This window comes from Stenotrophomonas sp. WED208 (genome assembly GCF_040984485.1).
GTDB classification, from domain to species: Bacteria; Pseudomonadota; Gammaproteobacteria; order Xanthomonadales; family Xanthomonadaceae; genus Stenotrophomonas; species Stenotrophomonas riyadhensis.
In genome coordinates, this window is the sequence record NZ_JAZARB010000001.1 from 61,049 (window position 1) to 78,317 (window position 17,269).

A 17,269-nucleotide genomic window follows, 5' to 3' on the forward strand; every position below is an offset into this window, starting at 1 on the left:
AAGGGCAGCGGTACCAAGGTCGGCAGCAAGTGCGCCGACCAGCGAGGGGCAGTGCTGGAGTGTCATGGCAGCGTCTTCACGGCCCATCCCCTGGGCCTGTCCTGTCGATACCGACAGTTGCGCTGAAAACCCATCATCGGCCTGCCGCGAACCCCGACGACCACGCTGAGACGAATTGTCGGGAGGCCTGCGCGGCGGTCTCCCAGACTTGCCCGGCATCGAGGCCGACGCCCGCGGGCGCCCGGCACGACCCGTTTCCATCGGAGGCCAGGCCATGGCGAACAGCCAGAAGTTCATTGCCCGCAATCGGGCACCGCGGGTGCAGATCGAGTACGACGTTGAGGTCTACGGGGCGCAGAAGAAAGTACAGCTGCCCTTCGTGATGGGCGTGATGTCCGACCTGTCCGGCGCCAATGCCGGCGAACTGCCGTCACTGGAAGAGCGCAAGGCGCTGGAGATCGATGTCGACAACTTCGACAGCCGGCTGCAGTCGATGAAGCCGCGGGTGGCCTTCAGCGTGCCGAACACGCTGACCGGCGAAGGCAGCCTGAGCGTGGACATCACCTTCGAGAGCATGGACGACTTCTCGCCGGCCGCCGTGGCGCGCCGCGTCGAGCCGTTGGCCAAGCTGCTGCAGGCGCGTGCACAGCTGGCGAACCTGGATACCTACATGGACGGCAAGGCCGGTGCGGAGGCATTGATCGCGCAGGCGATCCGTGACCCGGCGCTGCTGCAGGCACTGGTCGCCGCGCCGAACAGCGATGGCAAGGACGGGGAGTAACGCCATGTCGACCGAACAGCTGATCGAAGCCGGCAGCGATACCGGCACCGCACTGGAATCGGGCGGCTTCGCCGAACTGCTGAACAAGCAGTTCCGGCCGAAGAGCGACCGCGCACAGCAGGAAGTGGAATCGGCGGTGCGCACGCTGGCCGAACAGGTGCTCAGCCGCGCGGACATCGTCAGCGACGATGTCTCGCAGACGATCAAGGCCTACATCGCCGAGATCGACCGCACGCTGACTGCACAGCTCAACCAGATCCTGCACCATCCGGACTTCCAGCAGCTGGAAGGCGCCTGGCGCGGCCTGCACTACCTGGTCAACAACACCGAGACCGATACCCAGCTGAAGATCCGGGTCTTCAATGTATCGAAGAAGGAACTGGGCAAGACCCTGAAGCGCTACAAGGGCACCGCCTGGGACCAGAGCCCGATCTTCAAGAAGGTCTATGAACACGAGTACGGCCAGCTGGGCGGCGAGCCCTATGGCTGCCTGGTGGGCGATTACTACTTCGACCAGAGCCCGCAGGATGTCGAGCTGCTGGCCGGCATGGCCCAGGTGGCGTCGGCCGCGCATGCACCTTTCCTGTCGGCGGCGGCACCGCGCCTGCTGGGCATGGATGGCTGGGATGAACTGGCCAACCCGCGCGATCTGGCCAAGATCTTCACCACCCCCGACTACGCGGCCTGGCGTTCGCTGCGCGACTCGGAAGATTCCAAGTACATCGGGCTGGCGATGCCGCGCACGCTGGCGCGCCTGCCCTACGGCGCCGCCACCGATCCGGTGGACGAGTTCGATTTCGAGGAAGACACTTCCGGTGCCGATTCGAGCCGTTACACCTGGCAGAACGCGGCCTATGCCATGGCGGTCAACATCAACCGCTCGTTCAAGCAGTACGGCTGGTGCTCCAGGATCCGCGGCATCGAGTCCGGTGGCGCGGTGGAAGGCCTGCCCACCCATACCTTCCCGACCGACGATGGCGGCGTGGACATGAAGTGCCCGACCGAGGTGGCGATCACCGACCGCCGCTCCGCCGAGCTGGACAAGTTGGGGCTGATGCCCCTGGTGCATCGCAAGAATTCCGACATGGCAGCCTTCATCAGCGCGCAGTCGTTGAACAAGCCTGCCGAGTACGACAACCCCGACGCCACCGCCAACGCGGCGCTGGCGGCCCGGCTGCCGTACATGTTCGCCTGCAACCGCTTCGCGCATTACCTCAAGTGCATCGTGCGCGACAAGATCGGTTCGTTCTCCAGCCGCGAGCAGATGCAGAAATGGCTGGGCAACTGGATTCTCAACTACGTCGACGGTGATCCGGCCAACTCCAGCGAGGAGTACAAGGCCAGCCATCCGCTCGCCGCCGCCGAGGTGGTGGTGGAGGAGGTGGAAGGTGCGCCCGGCTATTACACCTCCAAGTTCTTCCTGAAACCGCACTACCAGCTGGAAGGACTGACCGTTTCGCTGCGGCTGGTTTCGCGCCTGCCGTCACAGGCCAAGGCCTGATCTTCCCGTTCCCCTTCCCGCGCCGGCCAGGCCCTGGCCGGCGAACCGATTCGACAGCCGATTGAAGGAGCAGTTCCATGGCATTCGACATGCATCTGAAGTTCCAGGGTGGCAGCGTCACCATCGAAGGTGGCTCGACCCACGCCAAGCACAAGAACGAGATTCCGGTACTGGCCTGGTCGTGGGGCGTCAGCAACAGCGGCGACCTGCACAGCGGCGGGGTCAGCTCCGGTGGCAAGGCACACGTCCAGGACATCTCCATCACCAAGTACGTAGACAAAAGCTCCAACGCGCTGCTGCAGGCTGCCAGCACCGGTGCACGCCTCGAGGAGGCGTGGTTGTACGTGACCAACGCCACCGGCGAGCAGACCGACTATGTGACCCTGCACCTGTCCAACGGCGTGCTGATCACTTCGGTATCCACCGGCGGCTCCGGTGGCGAGGACCGCCTGACCGAGAACGTCACCCTGCACTTCGGCAAGTTCCAGTACGGGTTCCAGCCGCAGAAGCCCGACGGCACCGCCGACGGCGCGGCCAAGACCTTCACCTACGACATGCAGGCCGTGGCCAAGGGCTGATGCATGAACGTGCCGCCCACCACCGATACCGCACCGGCCGTGGACCTGCTGCGGGCCGGTGACCTGGGCGGCGCGCTGCAGGCGCAGCGCGAACGTGTGCGTGCCGCACCGACCGCCGCCGCTGAACGTGTCTTCCTGTTCCAGCTGCTGGCCGTGCTCGGCCAGTGGCAACGGGCCGAGGCCCAGCTGCAGGCGGCCGTGCAGCTGGATGCCAGCCTGTCGCTGCTGGGCAGTGCCGGCCACGCCCTGCTGTGTGCCGAGCAGGTGCGTGCCGAGGTATTCGCCGGCACGCGCCTGCCGCCCGTACTGGGCACGCCGCAGCCCTGGCTGGCGCCGCTGCTGCAGGCCGTGCAGCTGCAGCAGCAGGGCCACATCGACGCAGCCATTGATCTGCGCGAACAGGCGTTCTCGCAGGCACCGGCAGTCGCGGGTGACTGTGATGGCGAGCCGTTCGAGTGGATCGCCGATGCCGACCCGCGTTTCGGTCCCTGCCTGGAAGTGATCACCCCCAGCGGCTATGCGTGGCTGCCGCTGGATGGCCTGGCTGAACTGCGCATCGATCCTCCCGAAGACCTGCGTGACCTGGTCTGGGCACCGGCCGAACTGCACCTGCGCCAGGGCACTGCGCTGCGTGCGTTCTTGCCGGTACGTTACCCGGGCAGCGAAGCCGGCGATGACAGCGGCCTGCAGCTGGCCCGGCGCAGTGAATGGGACGAGCACGGCATCGGCAGTGGCCAACGCATGCTGGCCACCGACAGCGGTGACCATCCCCTGCTGCAGATACGGCAGCTGCGGCTGCAGCGTGCGGACTGAGATGCGCCGATGGCCGAGCTGACCACCACCGAGCGCCTGCAGCCGTCCCTGCTGGACCGGTTGACCGACGATGCACCGCTGCAGCGCGACGAAAGCCGCGAACAGCGGGTGATCTCTGCCAGCCGACTGCGCGAGTGCGTGATGCGCGATCTGTCGTGGCTGCTCAACAGCGTGCACCTGGCGGCCAGCACGCGCCTGGAGGACATGACCGACGTCGCCGGTTCGGTGCTCAACTATGGCATTCCGGACCTGACCGGGCTGGAGCTGGCCGGACTGGATGTCGCGACGCTGCAGCGGCGGCTGCGCGAGGCCATCCTCGCCTTCGAGCCGCGCCTGATCGCACACACGCTGCAGGTGACCGTCCAGGCCAACGCGCAACGGATGGACCGGCGCTCGCTGGTGTTCGACATCCGCTCGGAAATGTGGGCGCAGCCGATCCCGCTGAATCTCTACCTGAAGACCGAAGTGGACCTGGAGACCGGCCGCATGGACCTGGTCGAGGGCAATGCCTGATGGATCCGCGCCTGCTCCGCCACTACAACCGCGAGCTGCAGCACATCCGTGGCATGGGCGCGGAGTTCGCCCGCGAGTTTCCGAAGATCGCCGGGCGCCTGGGCATGGATGGCATGGAGTGTGCCGATCCCTATGTCGAGCGCCTGCTGGAAGGCTTTGCCTTCCTTGCCGCTCGCGTGCAGGTGAAGCTGGATGCGCAGTTCCCGGTGTTCACCCAGCACCTGCTGGAGATGGTGTATCCGCACTTCCTGGCGCCGGTCCCTTCCATGGCGGTCGTGCAGCTGCAGCCGGACCTGAAGGACGCCAAGCTGGCCGCGGGCCACCGTGTGCCCCGCCACAGCCGCCTCGTTGCCACGCCAGTGGCCGGCGAGCGCACGGCCTGTGAATACCGTACCGCGCATGAGGTGACGCTGTGGCCATTGCAGCTGGTGGAAGCGCGCTATTTCGAGAATCCGGCGGCATTGGCGGCGGCGGAGGTCGCAATTCCTACCGACAGCGCGGCGCGTGCGGGGCTGCGCCTGCGCCTGCAGGCACAGGCGGGCGTACCGCTGGCGACGTTGTCGCTGGATCGCCTGCCGTTGTTCCTGGCCGGCACCGATGGCCTGCCACGGCGGCTGTATGAGCAGCTGATGGGCAACGCGTGTGGCTGCTGGCTGCGTGCGGGAGGTCCGGCCCACTGGCAGCCCGCTGAAGCCCTGCAGCCGGTCGGTTTCGACGACACGCAGGCATTGCTGCCGTATGACGGGCGTTCGTTCAGTGGCTACCGGCTGCTGCAGGAGTATTTCGCCTGCCCGGAGCGGTTCCTGTTCGTCGAACTGACCGGGCTGAAGCCGGTGTTGCAGCGCGCCACCGGCAACCAGCTGGAGGTCGTGATCCTGTTCGATCGCAGTGAGCCCGGCCTGCACAATGCGCTGGGCGTGGACAACGTCCGCCTGTACTGCACGCCGGCCATCAACCTGTTTCCGCAGGCGGCCGACCGCGTGCATCTGTCGCCCGGACGCCACGAATACCATGTGCTGCCCGACCGTACCCGGCCGCTGGACCTGGAAGTGCATAGCGTCACCGCCGTGGACGGCTACGGTGACGGCCAGTCGCCCGAGCAGCGCTTTGCACCGTTCTATGGCAGCCAGGCACGTACCTGGCACGATCCGCAAGGCGCGTACTACACGCTGCGTCGCGAGCCGCGCCAGCTGTCGGCTCGCCAGCGGCGGCAGGGCGCACGCTCCAGCTACGTGGGCAGCGAGGTATTCATCAGCCTGGTCGATGCTGCCGATCGACCCTTCCCCAGCCGGCTGCGCCAGCTGGGGCTGCAGCTGCTGTGCAGCAACCGTGACCTGCCGTTGCAGATGCCGGTGGGCAAGGGACGCACCGACTTCAGCCTGGACGATGGTGCACCGGTCACCGCGATCCGCTGCGTGGCCGGACCGACCCGTCCACGGCCGGCCGGCGACGGCGGCGAAAGTGCCTGGAAACTGCTCAGCCACCTGCAGCTGAACTACCTGTCGCTGTTCGAGGACGGCGACGCACGCGGTACCGATGCGTTGCGCGAAATGCTGGCGCTGTACTGCGATCCACACGACGCCGGCGCGCAGCGCCAGCTGGAGGGACTGCGGGGCGTCTCAGCGCGTTCGATCGTACGCCGCATCCCGGTGCCCGGCCCGATCACCTTCGGCCGTGGGCTGGAGATCACCCTGACCTGCGAGGATGCTGCTTTCGAAGGAACCGGAGCCTATCTGCTGGCGGCAGTGATGCGCCAGTTCTTCGCACGCTACGTTTCGATCAATGCCTTCACCGAAACCGTGCTGCGCACCGTTGAACGCAATGAGGTGGCCCGATGGACGGCCAGACCGGGCGCGCTGCTGGCGCTGTAGACGCGCGCGCTGCGCTGCTGCAGGCGCTGGCCGCGGCACCGCACGCGTTCGAGGCGTTCACCGCGCTGCGCCTGCTGGAACGGACGCACCCGCACCTGCCGCGCTGGGGGTGCTCGACACGCCCGGAGGAGGATCCGCTGCGGCTGCGGCAGGCACCGAGCCTGGCCTTCGCTCCCCGGGATGTCGATGCGGTGGTTCCGGCAACCCGCACGTGCCCACCGCAGTTGCGCATGTTCGGCTTCGGCCTGTTCGGACCGAATGGTCCCCTGCCACTGCACCTGACCGAGTACGCACTGCAGCGGCAGCGCAGCGCACGCGATGACAGCCTGGTGGCGTTCGCCGACCTGTTCCATCACCGGCTCATGAGCGTGTTCTACCGCGCCTGGGCCGATGCACAACCCGTGGTACAGGCCGACCGGCCAGAGGACGACCGCTTCCGCCTGTACCTGGGGGCGTTGGTCGGCATCGCATCCCCCGCACTGCAGCGCCGTGATGCGCTGGACGATGACTTCCGCCGCCATCACGCCGGGCACCTGCTGCCGATGGCGCGCAATGCCGGGGGCCTGCGTGCGTTGACAGAAGCGGCGTTGCAGGTGCCCGCGCAGGTGATCGGCTTCATCGCCGAATGGATGCGCCTGCCCGAGGACGCGCAGCTGCACCTGGGGGTGCGCAGCAACCGGCTGGGCCACAGTGCGGTGCTGGGCGCGCAGGTGCGCGGGTGCCAGCATCGTTTCCGCCTGCGCATCGGCCCGCTTGACCTGGCCAGCTTCCGCCACTGGTTGCCGGGTGGCACGCAGCTGCCACGCCTGGCGGCCCTGATACGCAGCCACAGCGGCGACACCCAGGCCTGGGACGTGCAGCTGCTGCTGCGCGCCGACCAGGTGCCGACGCTGCGCCTGGCGCGCAGTGGGCGCCTTGGCCTGGACACCTGGCTGGGTCGACGCGCCTGGAGCGTGGCCGACGCCGACGACGTGGTCGTGCATCCGCGCGCCGCGATGGCCTTCACCGACCGACCTGGACCCCTGCCATGACCGAGATCCGCCGCAGTGCGCTGTTCGGCAAGCTCAACCCGCTTGCCTACCGTGCCATCGAAAGTGCCACCGTGTTCTGCAAGCTGCGCGGCAACCCCAACGTGGAGCTGGTGCATTGGTTGCACCAGCTGTTGCAGCTGCAGGATTCGGACCTGCACCGCATCGTGCGCCATGCGCAGCTGGACCCGGCGCGGCTGGCGCGTGACGTCACCGATGCGCTGGAGCGCCTGCCGCGCGGAGCGGGGGGTGTCACCGATCTGTCCAGCGCGGTGGAGGAGGCGGTCGAACGCGCCTGGATCCAGGCGTCGCTGGGTTTCGGCGAAGCGCAGGTGCGCAGTGCGTACCTGTTGCTGGGCATGCTCTCCAGCCGCAGCCTGCGTAGCGGGCTGTCGGCGATCTCGCGCGAGTTCGACAAGCTCAGGCCGGAAGCGCTGAGCGAGGGCCTGGCCGGCATCATCGCGGGCTCGCCGGAAGAGGGGCAGCGACCGACCGATGGCTTCGCGCTGGGCAATGCCGCCGCACCGGGTGACGCCAGCGGTGCCATCGCACCCGCTGCGATGGGCAAGCAGGAAGCGCTGGCGCGGTTCACCAGCGACCTGACCGCGCAGGCCCGCGATGGCAAGCTCGATCCGATCATCGGCCGCGATGATGAGATCCGCCAGGTGGTCGACATCCTGATGCGGCGGCGGCAGAACAACCCGATCCTGGTCGGCGAAGCCGGGGTCGGCAAGACCGCCGTGGTCGAGGGCCTCGCCCAGCGTATCGCGCGCGGCGACGTGCCCCCTGCACTGAAGGATGTGCAGCTGCGCGCGCTGGACGTTGGCCTGCTGCAGGCTGGCGCCAGCATGAAGGGTGAATTCGAGCAGCGCCTGCGTGCGGTGATCGACGAAGTGCAGGCCAGCCCGGCGCCGATCATCCTGTTCGTGGACGAGACCCACACGCTGGTGGGTGCCGGGGGCGCGGCCGGCACCGGCGATGCGGCCAACCTGCTGAAGCCGGCATTGGCGCGCGGCACGCTGCGCACGGTGGGCGCCACCACCTGGGCCGAGTACAAGAAGTACATCGAGAAGGACCCTGCGCTGACCCGGCGTTTCCAGGCGGTGCAGGTGGAGGAGCCGGACGAGGCGCGTGCGGTGCGGATGATGCGCGGCGTGGCCAGCATGATGGAGAAGCACCACCAGGTGCAGATCCTGGATGAAGCGCTGGAAGCTGCGGTCAGGCTGAGCCATCGCTACATCCCGGCGCGGCAGCTGCCGGACAAGTCGGTCAGCCTGCTCGATACCGCGTGCGCACGCGTGGCGGTCAGCCTGCACGCAGTGCCAGCGGAGGTGGACGACAGCCGCAGGCGGATTGAATCGCTGCAGACCGAGCAGGCGATCATCGACCGCGAATCCGCGATCGGCATCGTGGTGGCCGAGCGCGGCGCGACCTGCGCGCAGGCACTGGCCGACGAGGAGCAGCGCCTGTCCGGGCTGGAGCAGCGCTGGCAGGCCGAGAAAGCGCTGGTCGATGAACTGCTGGACCTGCGTGCACAGCTGCGCAGCGGCAACGTGCCCGTGGAAGGTACCGGCAGCGCACTGGAAGCGGCGGCGGCACAGGCCGATGGCGATGCCGTGGTGGCCTCGGTACCGGTGCAGGCACGCGACCGTGATGTGCTGCTGGCACGACTGCAGCTGGTACAGGCCGAACTGGCGGCACTGCAGGGCGAGGCACCGCTGATCCTGCCGACGGTCGATCACCAGGCGGTGGCGGCGGTGGTGGCCGACTGGACCGGCATTCCGGTCGGGCGCATGGCACGCAACGAGATCGACACCGTTCTGCGACTGCCGGAGTTGCTTGGCCAACGCGTGATCGGCCAGGACCATGCGATGGAGATGATCGCCAAGCGCATCCAGACCAGCCGCGCAGGCCTGGACAACCCGGACAAGCCGATCGGCGTGTTCCTGCTGGCGGGCACCTCTGGCGTGGGCAAGACCGAAACCGCGCTGGCGCTGGCCGAGGCGCTGTACGGCGGCGAGCAGAACCTGATCACCATCAACATGAGCGAGTACCAGGAAGCACATACGGTGTCGTCACTGAAGGGGGCGCCGCCGGGCTATGTGGGTTATGGCGAGGGTGGTGTGCTGACCGAAGCAGTGCGCCGCAAGCCGTACTCGGTGGTGCTGCTGGACGAGGTGGAGAAGGCGCACCCGGACGTGCACGAACTGTTCTTCCAGGTGTTCGACAAGGGCTGGATGGAAGACGGCGAAGGCCGCCGCATCGACTTCCGCAACACGCTGATCCTGCTGACCAGCAACGCCGGCACCGAACTGATCGCCAGCCTGTGCGCCGATCCGGAACTGGTTCCCGACCCGGAAAGCATGGCCAAGGCATTGCGCGCGCCACTGCTGAAGGTGTTTCCGCCGGCGCTGCTGGGGCGGCTGGTGGCGATTCCGTACTACCCGCTGAGCGCGGACATGCTGGGTCGCATCGTGCGGCTGCAGCTGAACCGCATCAAGAAGCGGGTGGAGGCACGCTATCGCATTCCGTTCGAGTACGACGACTCGGTGGTGGAACTGGTGGTGAGCCGTTGCACCGAAGGCGAATCGGGTGGGCGGATGATCGACGCGATATTGACCAATTCGATGTTGCCGGCGATCAGTCGGGAGTTCCTCCTGCGGGGGGCAGACGACGGGAATCCAGCCCGCGTGGCGGTGCATGGCGTGGATTGCGCGTTCCACTATCAATTTTCATGACCGCTGATAGCTCACATCTGAGCATCAGCAGATTCCCGACGATCGAGGAGAACAACGATGTGTGGAGTAATCGGATCAACGAGCGCGCAGACACCAAGCGAGAGCAGCCAGGACAGCAACAACGTCGCTGCCGGCGTGTTCAACATTGCCGGTCAGCTCACTGGGCTGGCACCGGGGAACTATCGTGCACTGCATGTATGGAAGCCGACGGCCCCAGGCTCTGCGGTACATCACAGTCACATCCAGATCCAGGATCCGAACGGTGTTGATCTATTCCACTTTGGCCTGTTCGACAACCAGGGTACAGCGGCGGTGATAGGCGGGCCCGGAGCGGCACCATCTTCAAGTGGATACAACATCAGCACCAGTTATGCGCCGAATCCAAGCACCGTAACCAACGTACAACTGCTGGCAGCTTACAACCAGGCAATAGGCGTCTGCGGAGGGACCTACCAGCTCTTCCATAACAACTGCCAGAAATTCGCCCGTCACTTCATGACGACACTTGGAGTGAAGCACTACAGGAGGTTGTTCCATCCCTGATACCAACAATATGGGAACAATCATGGAGGTATTCCCGGATGCAACCCGCCGCCCGCCTCACCGATCTCCACACCTGCCCGATGGTCACCGGGGTGGTTCCCCACGTCGGTGGCCCGATCACGGCACCCGGTGCGCCAACCGTGCTGATAGGTGGCCTGCCTGCCGCACGGGTGGGTGATCTGTGCATCTGCGTCGGTCCGCCCGACAGCATCATCAAAGGCTCGGTGAAGGTGTTCATCAAGGGCCAACCGGCGGCGCGCCTGGGTGACAGCACCGCGCATGGCGGTGTGATCGTAATCGGGTGCTTCACGGTACTGGTGGGCTGAGCACGCCAGTACCTGGTGCACGAAGGCCACCACCAGGACATCTGCGGACATTTCCCAAAGGCTTCGGGTCAATCCCGGTCAGACGATGCAACGATCGCCGGGACATATGGAGATCGCCCGTACCGCTGGCTTCTGTGATGCGTGACCACTTTAGGTCGATCCAAATCTCCGTCATCGCGTTCAAGTGAGACGAATCGCCGCCTGATACTCCTTCACACGGTCGGAGAATTCAGCCTATATGCGTCACGTCCTGACTATTTCTACACGCTTTGCTCGCGTAGGATCGACCGCGCCGCGCCTGGGGATCCGCGGCTACGTCCCGGATGACCGCCCTCCCGATACTGTCGCCCCAGCGGCCAGCGCGACGTCTCTTCGTTGCGGGCGGGCAGCGTTTCGCCATGCATCCCTGCATGGCGGCGCGTCCGGCGTCGAGCGAGGGATTGCCATGAATGACACGCTGCCGCCCGCCGAGGGCATCACCCACCTGCTTGCGCGCTGGCAGGACGGCGAAGCACCGGCCAGCGATACGCTGGCGCGACTGGTCTACGACGAACTGCACCAGATCGCGGTGCGCAGCCTGGCACGTGGCGTGGCCGATGGTTTCCAGCCCACCGAGCTGGTCAACGAGGCCTGGATGCGGCTGTCGGCACGCGAGCATGGCTTCGCATCGCGCGGGCATTTCTATGCAGTGGCATCGTTGCAGATGCGCCACCTTCTGGTGGACCTTGCGCGCATGCGCGATCGTGGCAAGCGACGCGGGCAGCAGGTCACGCTGACGGTGAAGCTGGTCGATCCCGGCGTGCAGCCGGTGGACCTGCTCAGCATCGCCGAGGCGTTCGATGAGCTGGCCAGGCTGGATGCCCGCAAGGCGCGTGCGTTCGCGATGACCGAACTGGTCGGGCTGACCGTGGCTGAAACCGCGAATCTGCTGGACATTTCCATTCCCACCGCTGAGCGCGATCTGCGTTTCGTGCGCGTCTGGTTGGCCGCACGGTTGTCGTCATGCTGAGCCTGGAGCGCTGGCGCCAGTTGGAAAGTCTCTTCCACCGGGCCAGCGCACTGAGCGGCGCGGCGCGTGCGGCGTTCGTACAGGCGGAGGTCGGACATGACCCGCCATTGCGTCGCGAACTGGAGGCGATGCTGGCGGTGGAGGCCGAAGCTACGGTGCGCCTGCGGGTGCCGCTGCGCCAGGCGGTCTCCGAGATCGGCCGCGAACCGCCCCCGATCCTGCCACCGGGTACCCGCTGCGGCCCGTGGGCGGTAGACGCGATGATCGGCACGGGTGGCATGGGCCGGGTCTACCTTGGCCATCGTGCCGACGGCGCCTATCGGCAGCAGGTGGCCATCAAGATGATGGCCAACCCGGGGCTGGATGAGAAAAGCCGAGCGTTCTTCGAGTTCGAATGCCAGATGCAGGCACAGATGCATCACCCCGCCATCGCGCAGATCTATGACGCGGGGATGCATGAGAACGAACGTCCCTACCTGGTGATGGAGTACATCGACGGCGAGGGCATCGACCGCTGGTGCGCCCAGCGTCGCGCACCGCTGGACCTGCGGGTGCGGCTGATGATGCAGGTCTGCCAGGGCGTGCAGCATGCACACCAGAAGGGTGTGATCCATCGCGACCTGAAGCCGAGCAATGTGCTGGTGGGTGCCGTGGATGGCGCACCGCAGCCGAAGATCATCGACTTCGGCATCGCCATTGCCGGCAGCCATGACGATACCGATCGCTGGTCCGGCGGCACGCCGGGCTACATGAGCCCGGAGCAGACAGGCCTGGAGATCGATATCGACGCGCGCAGTGACGTGTACTCGCTGGGCGCGATGCTGCATGAGCTGCTGTGCGGGCAACGGCCACCGGCACGGATGCCGGAGCCGCTGTCGCCGTTGGCAGTGTTCCTCGCTCTGACGGTCGAGGCGCAGGCCGGGATGGCTGCGTCCTGCCAGTGCAGCCGGCGTGAACTGCGGCGGGCTCTGGAGGAAGGCCTGGATGCCATCGTGCGTCGTGCCACCGACCCGCAGCGCTCGGGGCGCTATGACGGTGTATCGGCACTGCTGGCCGACCTCGACCGCTGGTGTCGCAACATTCCGCCGTTGGTGTCACGCCAGCAGCGGTTGCTGGTGGCCCGCAAGTTCCTGCAGCGGCATCGGTTGCCGGTGGTCCTGGCGGCCTTGACCCTGGGCTGCGTGGTGGTTGGCCTGGCGGCATCGCTGTGGGCGCTGCAGCAGGCGCGTAGCCAACAGGCCGTGGCCAGTCACCGCCAGCAGCAACTGGAGCGCATGGTCGAATTCCAGCAGGAGATGCTGCAGAGCGTGGACGTCGATGCGATGGGGCATGCGATGGCCGCGGCCAACGGCGAGGCGATGCAGCGGGCGTTGCAGGATTCAGCTGACGCGCCGCTGGATCTGGAAGCACTGCGGGCCAAGGTTCCGGCCTCGGACATCGCCCGTGACCTGCTGGAGCGCTACGTGGTGGCCCATGCACTGGATCGCCTGCAGCAGGACTTTGCCGATGATCCATCCCTGTCTGCGGACCTGCGCCAGTCGCTGGCCCGTGTGCTGATTTCGATCGGCCGTTACCCGGCAGCGGTGCGCGAGCTGCAGTCGGTGCTGTCGGTGCAGCGCGAGCAGCATGCAGGCGGCCTGCGCCTGGTATCGGCGCTGGCTGATCTGGCCGATGCGCTGTATCGCCGCGGCAACCTGGTCGAGGCGCGCGGCCTGCTGGACGAAGCCCTGTCACTCCAGCGGCCGGAGCTGGCGCCGGACAATCCGCTGTGGCTGCGGGTGGGCGCGCAGCAGGCGCAGGTGATGGCGGGGCAGGGAGAACTGGGGAAGGCGCTGCAGCGGCAGCAGGCCCTGGTCACGGCGTGGACGCCGCGGCTTGAGAAGGACGCCCCCGCGCTGTTGGAACTGGAGCTGGGCATGGTGACCACGCTCAGCGAGCTGACCCGCCGCGAAGAGGCCCTGGCGCGGCTGGAGCCCCTGCTGCCCCGGTTCCGCGCGCGTTTTGGTGACAACGCACCGCGCACGCTGGCGGCGATGCTGATGCTGGCGCGCCTGCAGAATACGTTCAACGAGTACGAAAACTCGTTGGCGCTGGCCAGCGAAGTGCGCCAGCGGCGCGAGCGCAGCCTCGGCTCCGAGCATCCCGACACGCTTGCGGCGGCGGCCCTGCAGGGTTTCAACATGGTGCGCCTGGCACAGGCCGAGCCGGCGTTCACCCAGACCCAGGCCTTCATGGAGCACCTGCTGGGCGAGCAGCAGCGCGTGCTGGGGCCCGACCACCCGGATGCCCTGCAGACCAAGGCGGAGCTGATCCGGGTGCTGGCCAAGCAGGATGATCCGCAGCGCTTCGAGCGTGCCGTGCAGCTGCAGCGTGAACTGCTGCAGCAGCGCACGCGCACGCTTGGGCGGATGCATCCGGACACGCTGTTCACCCTGGGCGGGCTGGCCAGCATGCTGGCCAGGACCGATCACTACGATGAGGCGCGCGAGGCGGCGTATGCCGCGCTGGAAGGCAACCAACGGCTGATGCCGGACGACTACCGCCTGATCTCGGCGACCTGGGACGTGGTGGGGCGGGTCGAGAACCGTGCCGGCCGCTTGCCGGCCGCGCGCGATGCCCATGCCAAGGCATTGGAACTGCGCGCGTCCAGCCGCGGCGTGCTCGACGCGCATACGACGGAGAGCGCGTCGCGGCTCTACGCCGTGCTCAAGCGCATGCATGCCACCGAGGCGATGGCCGACATCGAACGGCACTATCTCGATCCGGTGATCGCACGGGACCCGGCAACGCTCAATACATCGCAGCGCAGCGTGCGCGACGAAGCACTGAGGGCGCTGAAGGAACCGGGGGAGCCGGGCAGCCTCGGCCGGTGAGACGAAATGCCGGTTGCGCACCGGCAACGCGTGGGAGCATCCGGTCGCGGATCCGGCCAGCACCCGCGCGGGCCGGACGAATCTTCTCCACCGTGGACGGGCATGGCGCGCACGATCTCCCTGCAGTCGGACCTGGGCGGACGACTGCGCTTCCAGCAGCTTCAGGGCCGCGAGTCGCTCGGCCAACCCTACCGCTATGTGCTGTCGGCACTGTGCAGTGGAGATCCGCCGGATCCCTCCCGCCTGCTTGGCACCCCGTTCGGCATCAGCCTGGTGCATGACAATGGCAGCCGCCATCTGCATGGCATCGTCGCGGCCGTCGCCCTGCTGGGGCAGCGCGAGGTTGGCGATGAACGCTTCACCGCGATCGAAGTCACCCTGGTGCCGCGTCTGTGGCTGCTTGGCCAGCAGCACGACAGCCGCATATTCTCCGGGCAATCAGTGGCAGACATCGTGCGCACGCTGCTGTCGGAGATCGGTTGCACCGATGTGCGGCTGCAGTTGGGGGGCCATCCTGTCGTGCGCGATTATTGTGTCCAGTACGATGAGCCGAGCCTGGACTTCATCCATCGGCTGTTGCAGCAGGAAGGCCTCTACTACTACTTCGAGCACGCTGCAGATCGCCACACGCTGGTGCTTGCCGATGGCCTGGGCGCCCATGCCACCGTGGCACCGTTCGAGCGCCTGCCCTGGCAGGCCGAGCGCGAGCCGCCGGCGCTGGGAGCACCGGGCATGGCCGACTGGCAGCAGCAGCACCAGCTGCGCCCGACGCACTGGCAGCTGGATGAGTTCGATCCGGCGAAGCCGCGCGCGGTGCTGCTGGGAGAGGCGCAGGCCGATCGCGATGACGGTGCCGGTACGCGTTCCATCTACCGCGGCCATGGCCGGCAGCAGAGCGCGGAACAGGGCCGGCAGCGGGCACAGGTGCGCGTTGAAGCCGAGCAGGCCGCACGTGCGCAGTGGCATGGCCGCACCCGCGCCTGGAACCTGGGTGCCGGCCATCTGTTCGAACTCGAAGGCTGTCCGCAGACCGGCTGCAACCGGCAGTACCTGGTGGTGGCCAGCGAGCTTGACGTCATCGAGGCGGCTCCCGGTTCGGTAACGGCCAGTGCGGGTCCATCACTGCAGTGCCGGTTGCAGGTACTCGACAGTCGCGTGCCGTACCGTTCGCTGGCCGACACGCGGTGGCCGCGCATTGCCGGCCTGCAGAGCGCCATCGTGGCTGGCGACAACGACGAGGACATTGCCGTGGATGCGCAGGGACGGGTGAACGTGCATTTCCACTGGAGCCGCGCGGCCCGCAGCCATGGTCGCGTTTCGTGCCCGGTACGCGTGGCGACGTCCTGGGCGGGCAAGGGGTGGGGGGCGCAGTGCCTGCCGCGGGTCGGCCAGGAAGTACTGGTCGCGTTCCTCGAGGGCGACCCTGACCGGCCTCTCATTGTCGGCAGCGTCTTCAATGCGGACCACGTGCCGCCCTATGCGTTGCCGGAACAGCGGACGCGCTCGGGCATCCGCAGCCGCAGCCATCCCGATGGGGGCGCGGATGACTACAACGAGATCTGCTTCGAGGACCGCAAGGGCGCCGAGGAGTTGCGCCTGCACGCGCAACGCGACTTGCATGTGGAGGCCGAGCATGACCGCACCCTGAAGGTCGGCCATGACCAGCAGGCCACCATCGGCAACGACCAGACCCTCACCGTCGAGCATGACCAGCGTGCCACGATCCGCCACGACCGCAGCATCAAGGTCGACAATGAAGACTCGCTGGACGTGGGCACCCATGCGCGGATCCACGTCGGCCAACGCTTCCGGCTGGAGGCTGGGCAGGAGATCGAGCTGGTCACCGGCGCCTCGCGCATCGTGATGAACAGCGCCGGTGACATCGCGGTCGAGGGCGTTAACGTGCGCATCGGTGGCAACAGCACGGTAGAGATCGAAGGAGGCGTGGAAGTCCGCATCAAGGCGGGCGCCAGCATGGATATCGGTGCGGGGGCGAGCCTGAAGATGCACTCCGACGCCACCCTGCAGGTGCAGGGTGGGGCGATGGCCGAGGTCAAGGCACCGATGCTGACCCTGTCCGGTGACGCATTGGCCAAGCTGGCCGCCGCGTTGGTGACGATCGGATGAGCATGCACATGGATACGGTCGCGCAGGCCTGTGCGGACATGCAGATCGACGCGCAGGCCTGTGCGGTGCTGGCGCCCGGGCTGCCGCCGGCCCAGGCAGTACAGGTGCTGCTGCAGGCCGGCTACGTGCAGGCCGCGTTGCAGCTGGCCGCGCGCCTGTTGCCCAAGCGCTACGTGGTGGCCTGGCTGTGCCAGTGCGCACGTGGTGAAACGCTGGCGCCGGAAGCACGTGCGGGGGCCATGCTGGCCGAGCGCTGGTTGCGCGAGCCCAGTGAAGGTAACCGCCGTGCTGCCTTCGAGTTCGCCAATGCCGGTGGCTACCGCAGCGTGGGTGCCTGGCTGGCAGCCAGTGCCGGCTGGGCCGAAGGCAGTCTGGCACCGGCAGGGCAACCGGTGGTGGTGGTGCCGCCGGACCATCTGGTGGCGTGCGCCGCCGTCGCAGCGCTGGGCCTGCTTGCCGCCGAGCAGCCGCAGGCCTTCCAGCAACGCAGGCGTGGCTATGCCGAGCAGGCTCTGGCGCTGCTGGACGCGGCGCGATGAACCGCTGTTCCACCCATGACGCCTACGTT

General features: G+C 67.2%; 14 protein-coding genes. All 14 read left to right on the top strand.

Annotation, left to right across the window (positions count from 1 at the left end):
• Positions 1-274: 274 nt before the first annotated feature.
• Positions 275-781, top strand: a complete 507-nt coding sequence (tssB, locus tag VPH47_RS00255) for a type VI secretion system contractile sheath small subunit (protein WP_110714163.1) — start codon at positions 275-277, stop codon at positions 779-781.
• A 4-nt stretch (positions 782-785) separates the two neighbouring features.
• On the top strand, positions 786-2,282 hold the full coding sequence (gene tssC, locus VPH47_RS00260) for a type VI secretion system contractile sheath large subunit (RefSeq protein ID WP_110714162.1): 1,497 nt from the start codon (positions 786-788) through the stop codon (positions 2,280-2,282).
• A 77-nt stretch (positions 2,283-2,359) separates the two neighbouring features.
• The gene (locus VPH47_RS00265) at positions 2,360-2,860 is read left to right on the top strand and encodes a type VI secretion system tube protein Hcp (RefSeq protein ID WP_110714161.1); all 501 of its coding nucleotides are present in this window, start codon (positions 2,360-2,362) and stop codon (positions 2,858-2,860) included.
• Positions 2,861-2,863: 3 nt separating this feature from the next.
• A complete protein-coding gene (locus VPH47_RS00270; RefSeq protein WP_368849857.1) occupies positions 2,864-3,673 on the top strand; it encodes a type VI secretion system accessory protein TagJ in 810 nt (269 codons plus the stop codon).
• Between the two features lie 9 nt (positions 3,674-3,682).
• Positions 3,683-4,186: a type VI secretion system baseplate subunit TssE gene (gene tssE, locus VPH47_RS00275; RefSeq protein ID WP_153856971.1), complete on the top strand. Its 504-nt coding sequence runs from the start codon at positions 3,683-3,685 to the stop codon at positions 4,184-4,186.
• Positions 4,186-6,057 (top strand): type VI secretion system baseplate subunit TssF, encoded by a 1,872-nt coding sequence (tssF, locus tag VPH47_RS00280; protein WP_180854147.1) that lies wholly within the window; start codon positions 4,186-4,188, stop codon positions 6,055-6,057. The genes tssE and tssF overlap by 1 nt, the downstream gene beginning before the upstream one ends.
• Positions 6,021-7,088: a type VI secretion system baseplate subunit TssG gene (gene tssG, locus VPH47_RS00285; RefSeq protein ID WP_110714157.1), complete on the top strand. Its 1,068-nt coding sequence runs from the start codon at positions 6,021-6,023 to the stop codon at positions 7,086-7,088. Before tssF ends, tssG begins: the two co-directional genes overlap by 37 nt.
• Positions 7,085-9,823, top strand: a complete 2,739-nt coding sequence (gene tssH / locus VPH47_RS00290; RefSeq protein WP_368849858.1) for a type VI secretion system ATPase TssH — start codon at positions 7,085-7,087, stop codon at positions 9,821-9,823. Before tssG ends, tssH begins: the two co-directional genes overlap by 4 nt.
• A 57-nt stretch (positions 9,824-9,880) precedes the next feature.
• A complete protein-coding gene (locus VPH47_RS00295) occupies positions 9,881-10,366 on the top strand; it encodes a hypothetical protein (protein WP_368849859.1) in 486 nt (161 codons plus the stop codon).
• Positions 10,367-10,404: 38 nt separating this feature from the next.
• Positions 10,405-10,692 carry a PAAR domain-containing protein gene (locus tag VPH47_RS00300; RefSeq protein WP_197591620.1) on the top strand — a complete coding sequence of 96 codons (288 nt, stop codon included), beginning with the start codon at positions 10,405-10,407 and terminating at the stop codon, positions 10,690-10,692.
• 445 nt (positions 10,693-11,137) lie between these two features.
• A complete protein-coding gene (locus VPH47_RS00305) occupies positions 11,138-11,701 on the top strand; it encodes an ECF-type sigma factor (protein WP_110714151.1) in 564 nt (187 codons plus the stop codon).
• Complete coding sequence (locus tag VPH47_RS00310) at positions 11,695-14,574, top strand: protein kinase (RefSeq protein ID WP_368849860.1); 2,880 nt, start codon at positions 11,695-11,697, stop codon at positions 14,572-14,574. Before VPH47_RS00305 ends, VPH47_RS00310 begins: the two co-directional genes overlap by 7 nt.
• Before the next feature lie 102 nt (positions 14,575-14,676).
• Positions 14,677-16,701, top strand: a complete 2,025-nt coding sequence (locus VPH47_RS00315; protein WP_368849861.1) for a type VI secretion system Vgr family protein — start codon at positions 14,677-14,679, stop codon at positions 16,699-16,701.
• Positions 16,698-17,240, top strand: coding sequence for a hypothetical protein (locus VPH47_RS00320; protein WP_126928161.1), 543 nt, complete (start codon positions 16,698-16,700; stop codon positions 17,238-17,240). The genes VPH47_RS00315 and VPH47_RS00320 overlap by 4 nt, the downstream gene beginning before the upstream one ends.
• Positions 17,241-17,269 lie beyond the last annotated feature (29 nt).

Excerpts from the sequence above, each read along its gene's own strand:
- tssB (WP_110714163.1), top strand. The coding sequence starts at position 275 with ATGGCGAACAGCCAGAAGTTCATTGCCCGCAATCGGGCACCGCGGGTG.
- tssC (WP_110714162.1), top strand. The coding sequence starts at position 786 with ATGTCGACCGAACAGCTGATCGAAGCCGGCAGCGATACCGGCACCGCA.
- VPH47_RS00265 (WP_110714161.1), top strand. The coding sequence starts at position 2,360 with ATGGCATTCGACATGCATCTGAAGTTCCAGGGTGGCAGCGTCACCATC.
- VPH47_RS00270 (WP_368849857.1), top strand. The coding sequence starts at position 2,864 with ATGAACGTGCCGCCCACCACCGATACCGCACCGGCCGTGGACCTGCTG.
- tssE (WP_153856971.1), top strand. The coding sequence starts at position 3,683 with ATGGCCGAGCTGACCACCACCGAGCGCCTGCAGCCGTCCCTGCTGGAC.
- tssF (WP_180854147.1), top strand. The coding sequence starts at position 4,186 with ATGGATCCGCGCCTGCTCCGCCACTACAACCGCGAGCTGCAGCACATC.
- tssG (WP_110714157.1), top strand. The coding sequence starts at position 6,021 with ATGGACGGCCAGACCGGGCGCGCTGCTGGCGCTGTAGACGCGCGCGCT.
- tssH (WP_368849858.1), top strand. The coding sequence starts at position 7,085 with ATGACCGAGATCCGCCGCAGTGCGCTGTTCGGCAAGCTCAACCCGCTT.
- VPH47_RS00295 (WP_368849859.1), top strand. The coding sequence starts at position 9,881 with ATGTGTGGAGTAATCGGATCAACGAGCGCGCAGACACCAAGCGAGAGC.
- VPH47_RS00300 (WP_197591620.1), top strand. The coding sequence starts at position 10,405 with ATGCAACCCGCCGCCCGCCTCACCGATCTCCACACCTGCCCGATGGTC.
- VPH47_RS00305 (WP_110714151.1), top strand. The coding sequence starts at position 11,138 with ATGAATGACACGCTGCCGCCCGCCGAGGGCATCACCCACCTGCTTGCG.
- VPH47_RS00310 (WP_368849860.1), top strand. The coding sequence starts at position 11,695 with ATGCTGAGCCTGGAGCGCTGGCGCCAGTTGGAAAGTCTCTTCCACCGG.
- VPH47_RS00315 (WP_368849861.1), top strand. The coding sequence starts at position 14,677 with ATGGCGCGCACGATCTCCCTGCAGTCGGACCTGGGCGGACGACTGCGC.
- VPH47_RS00320 (WP_126928161.1), top strand. The coding sequence starts at position 16,698 with ATGAGCATGCACATGGATACGGTCGCGCAGGCCTGTGCGGACATGCAG.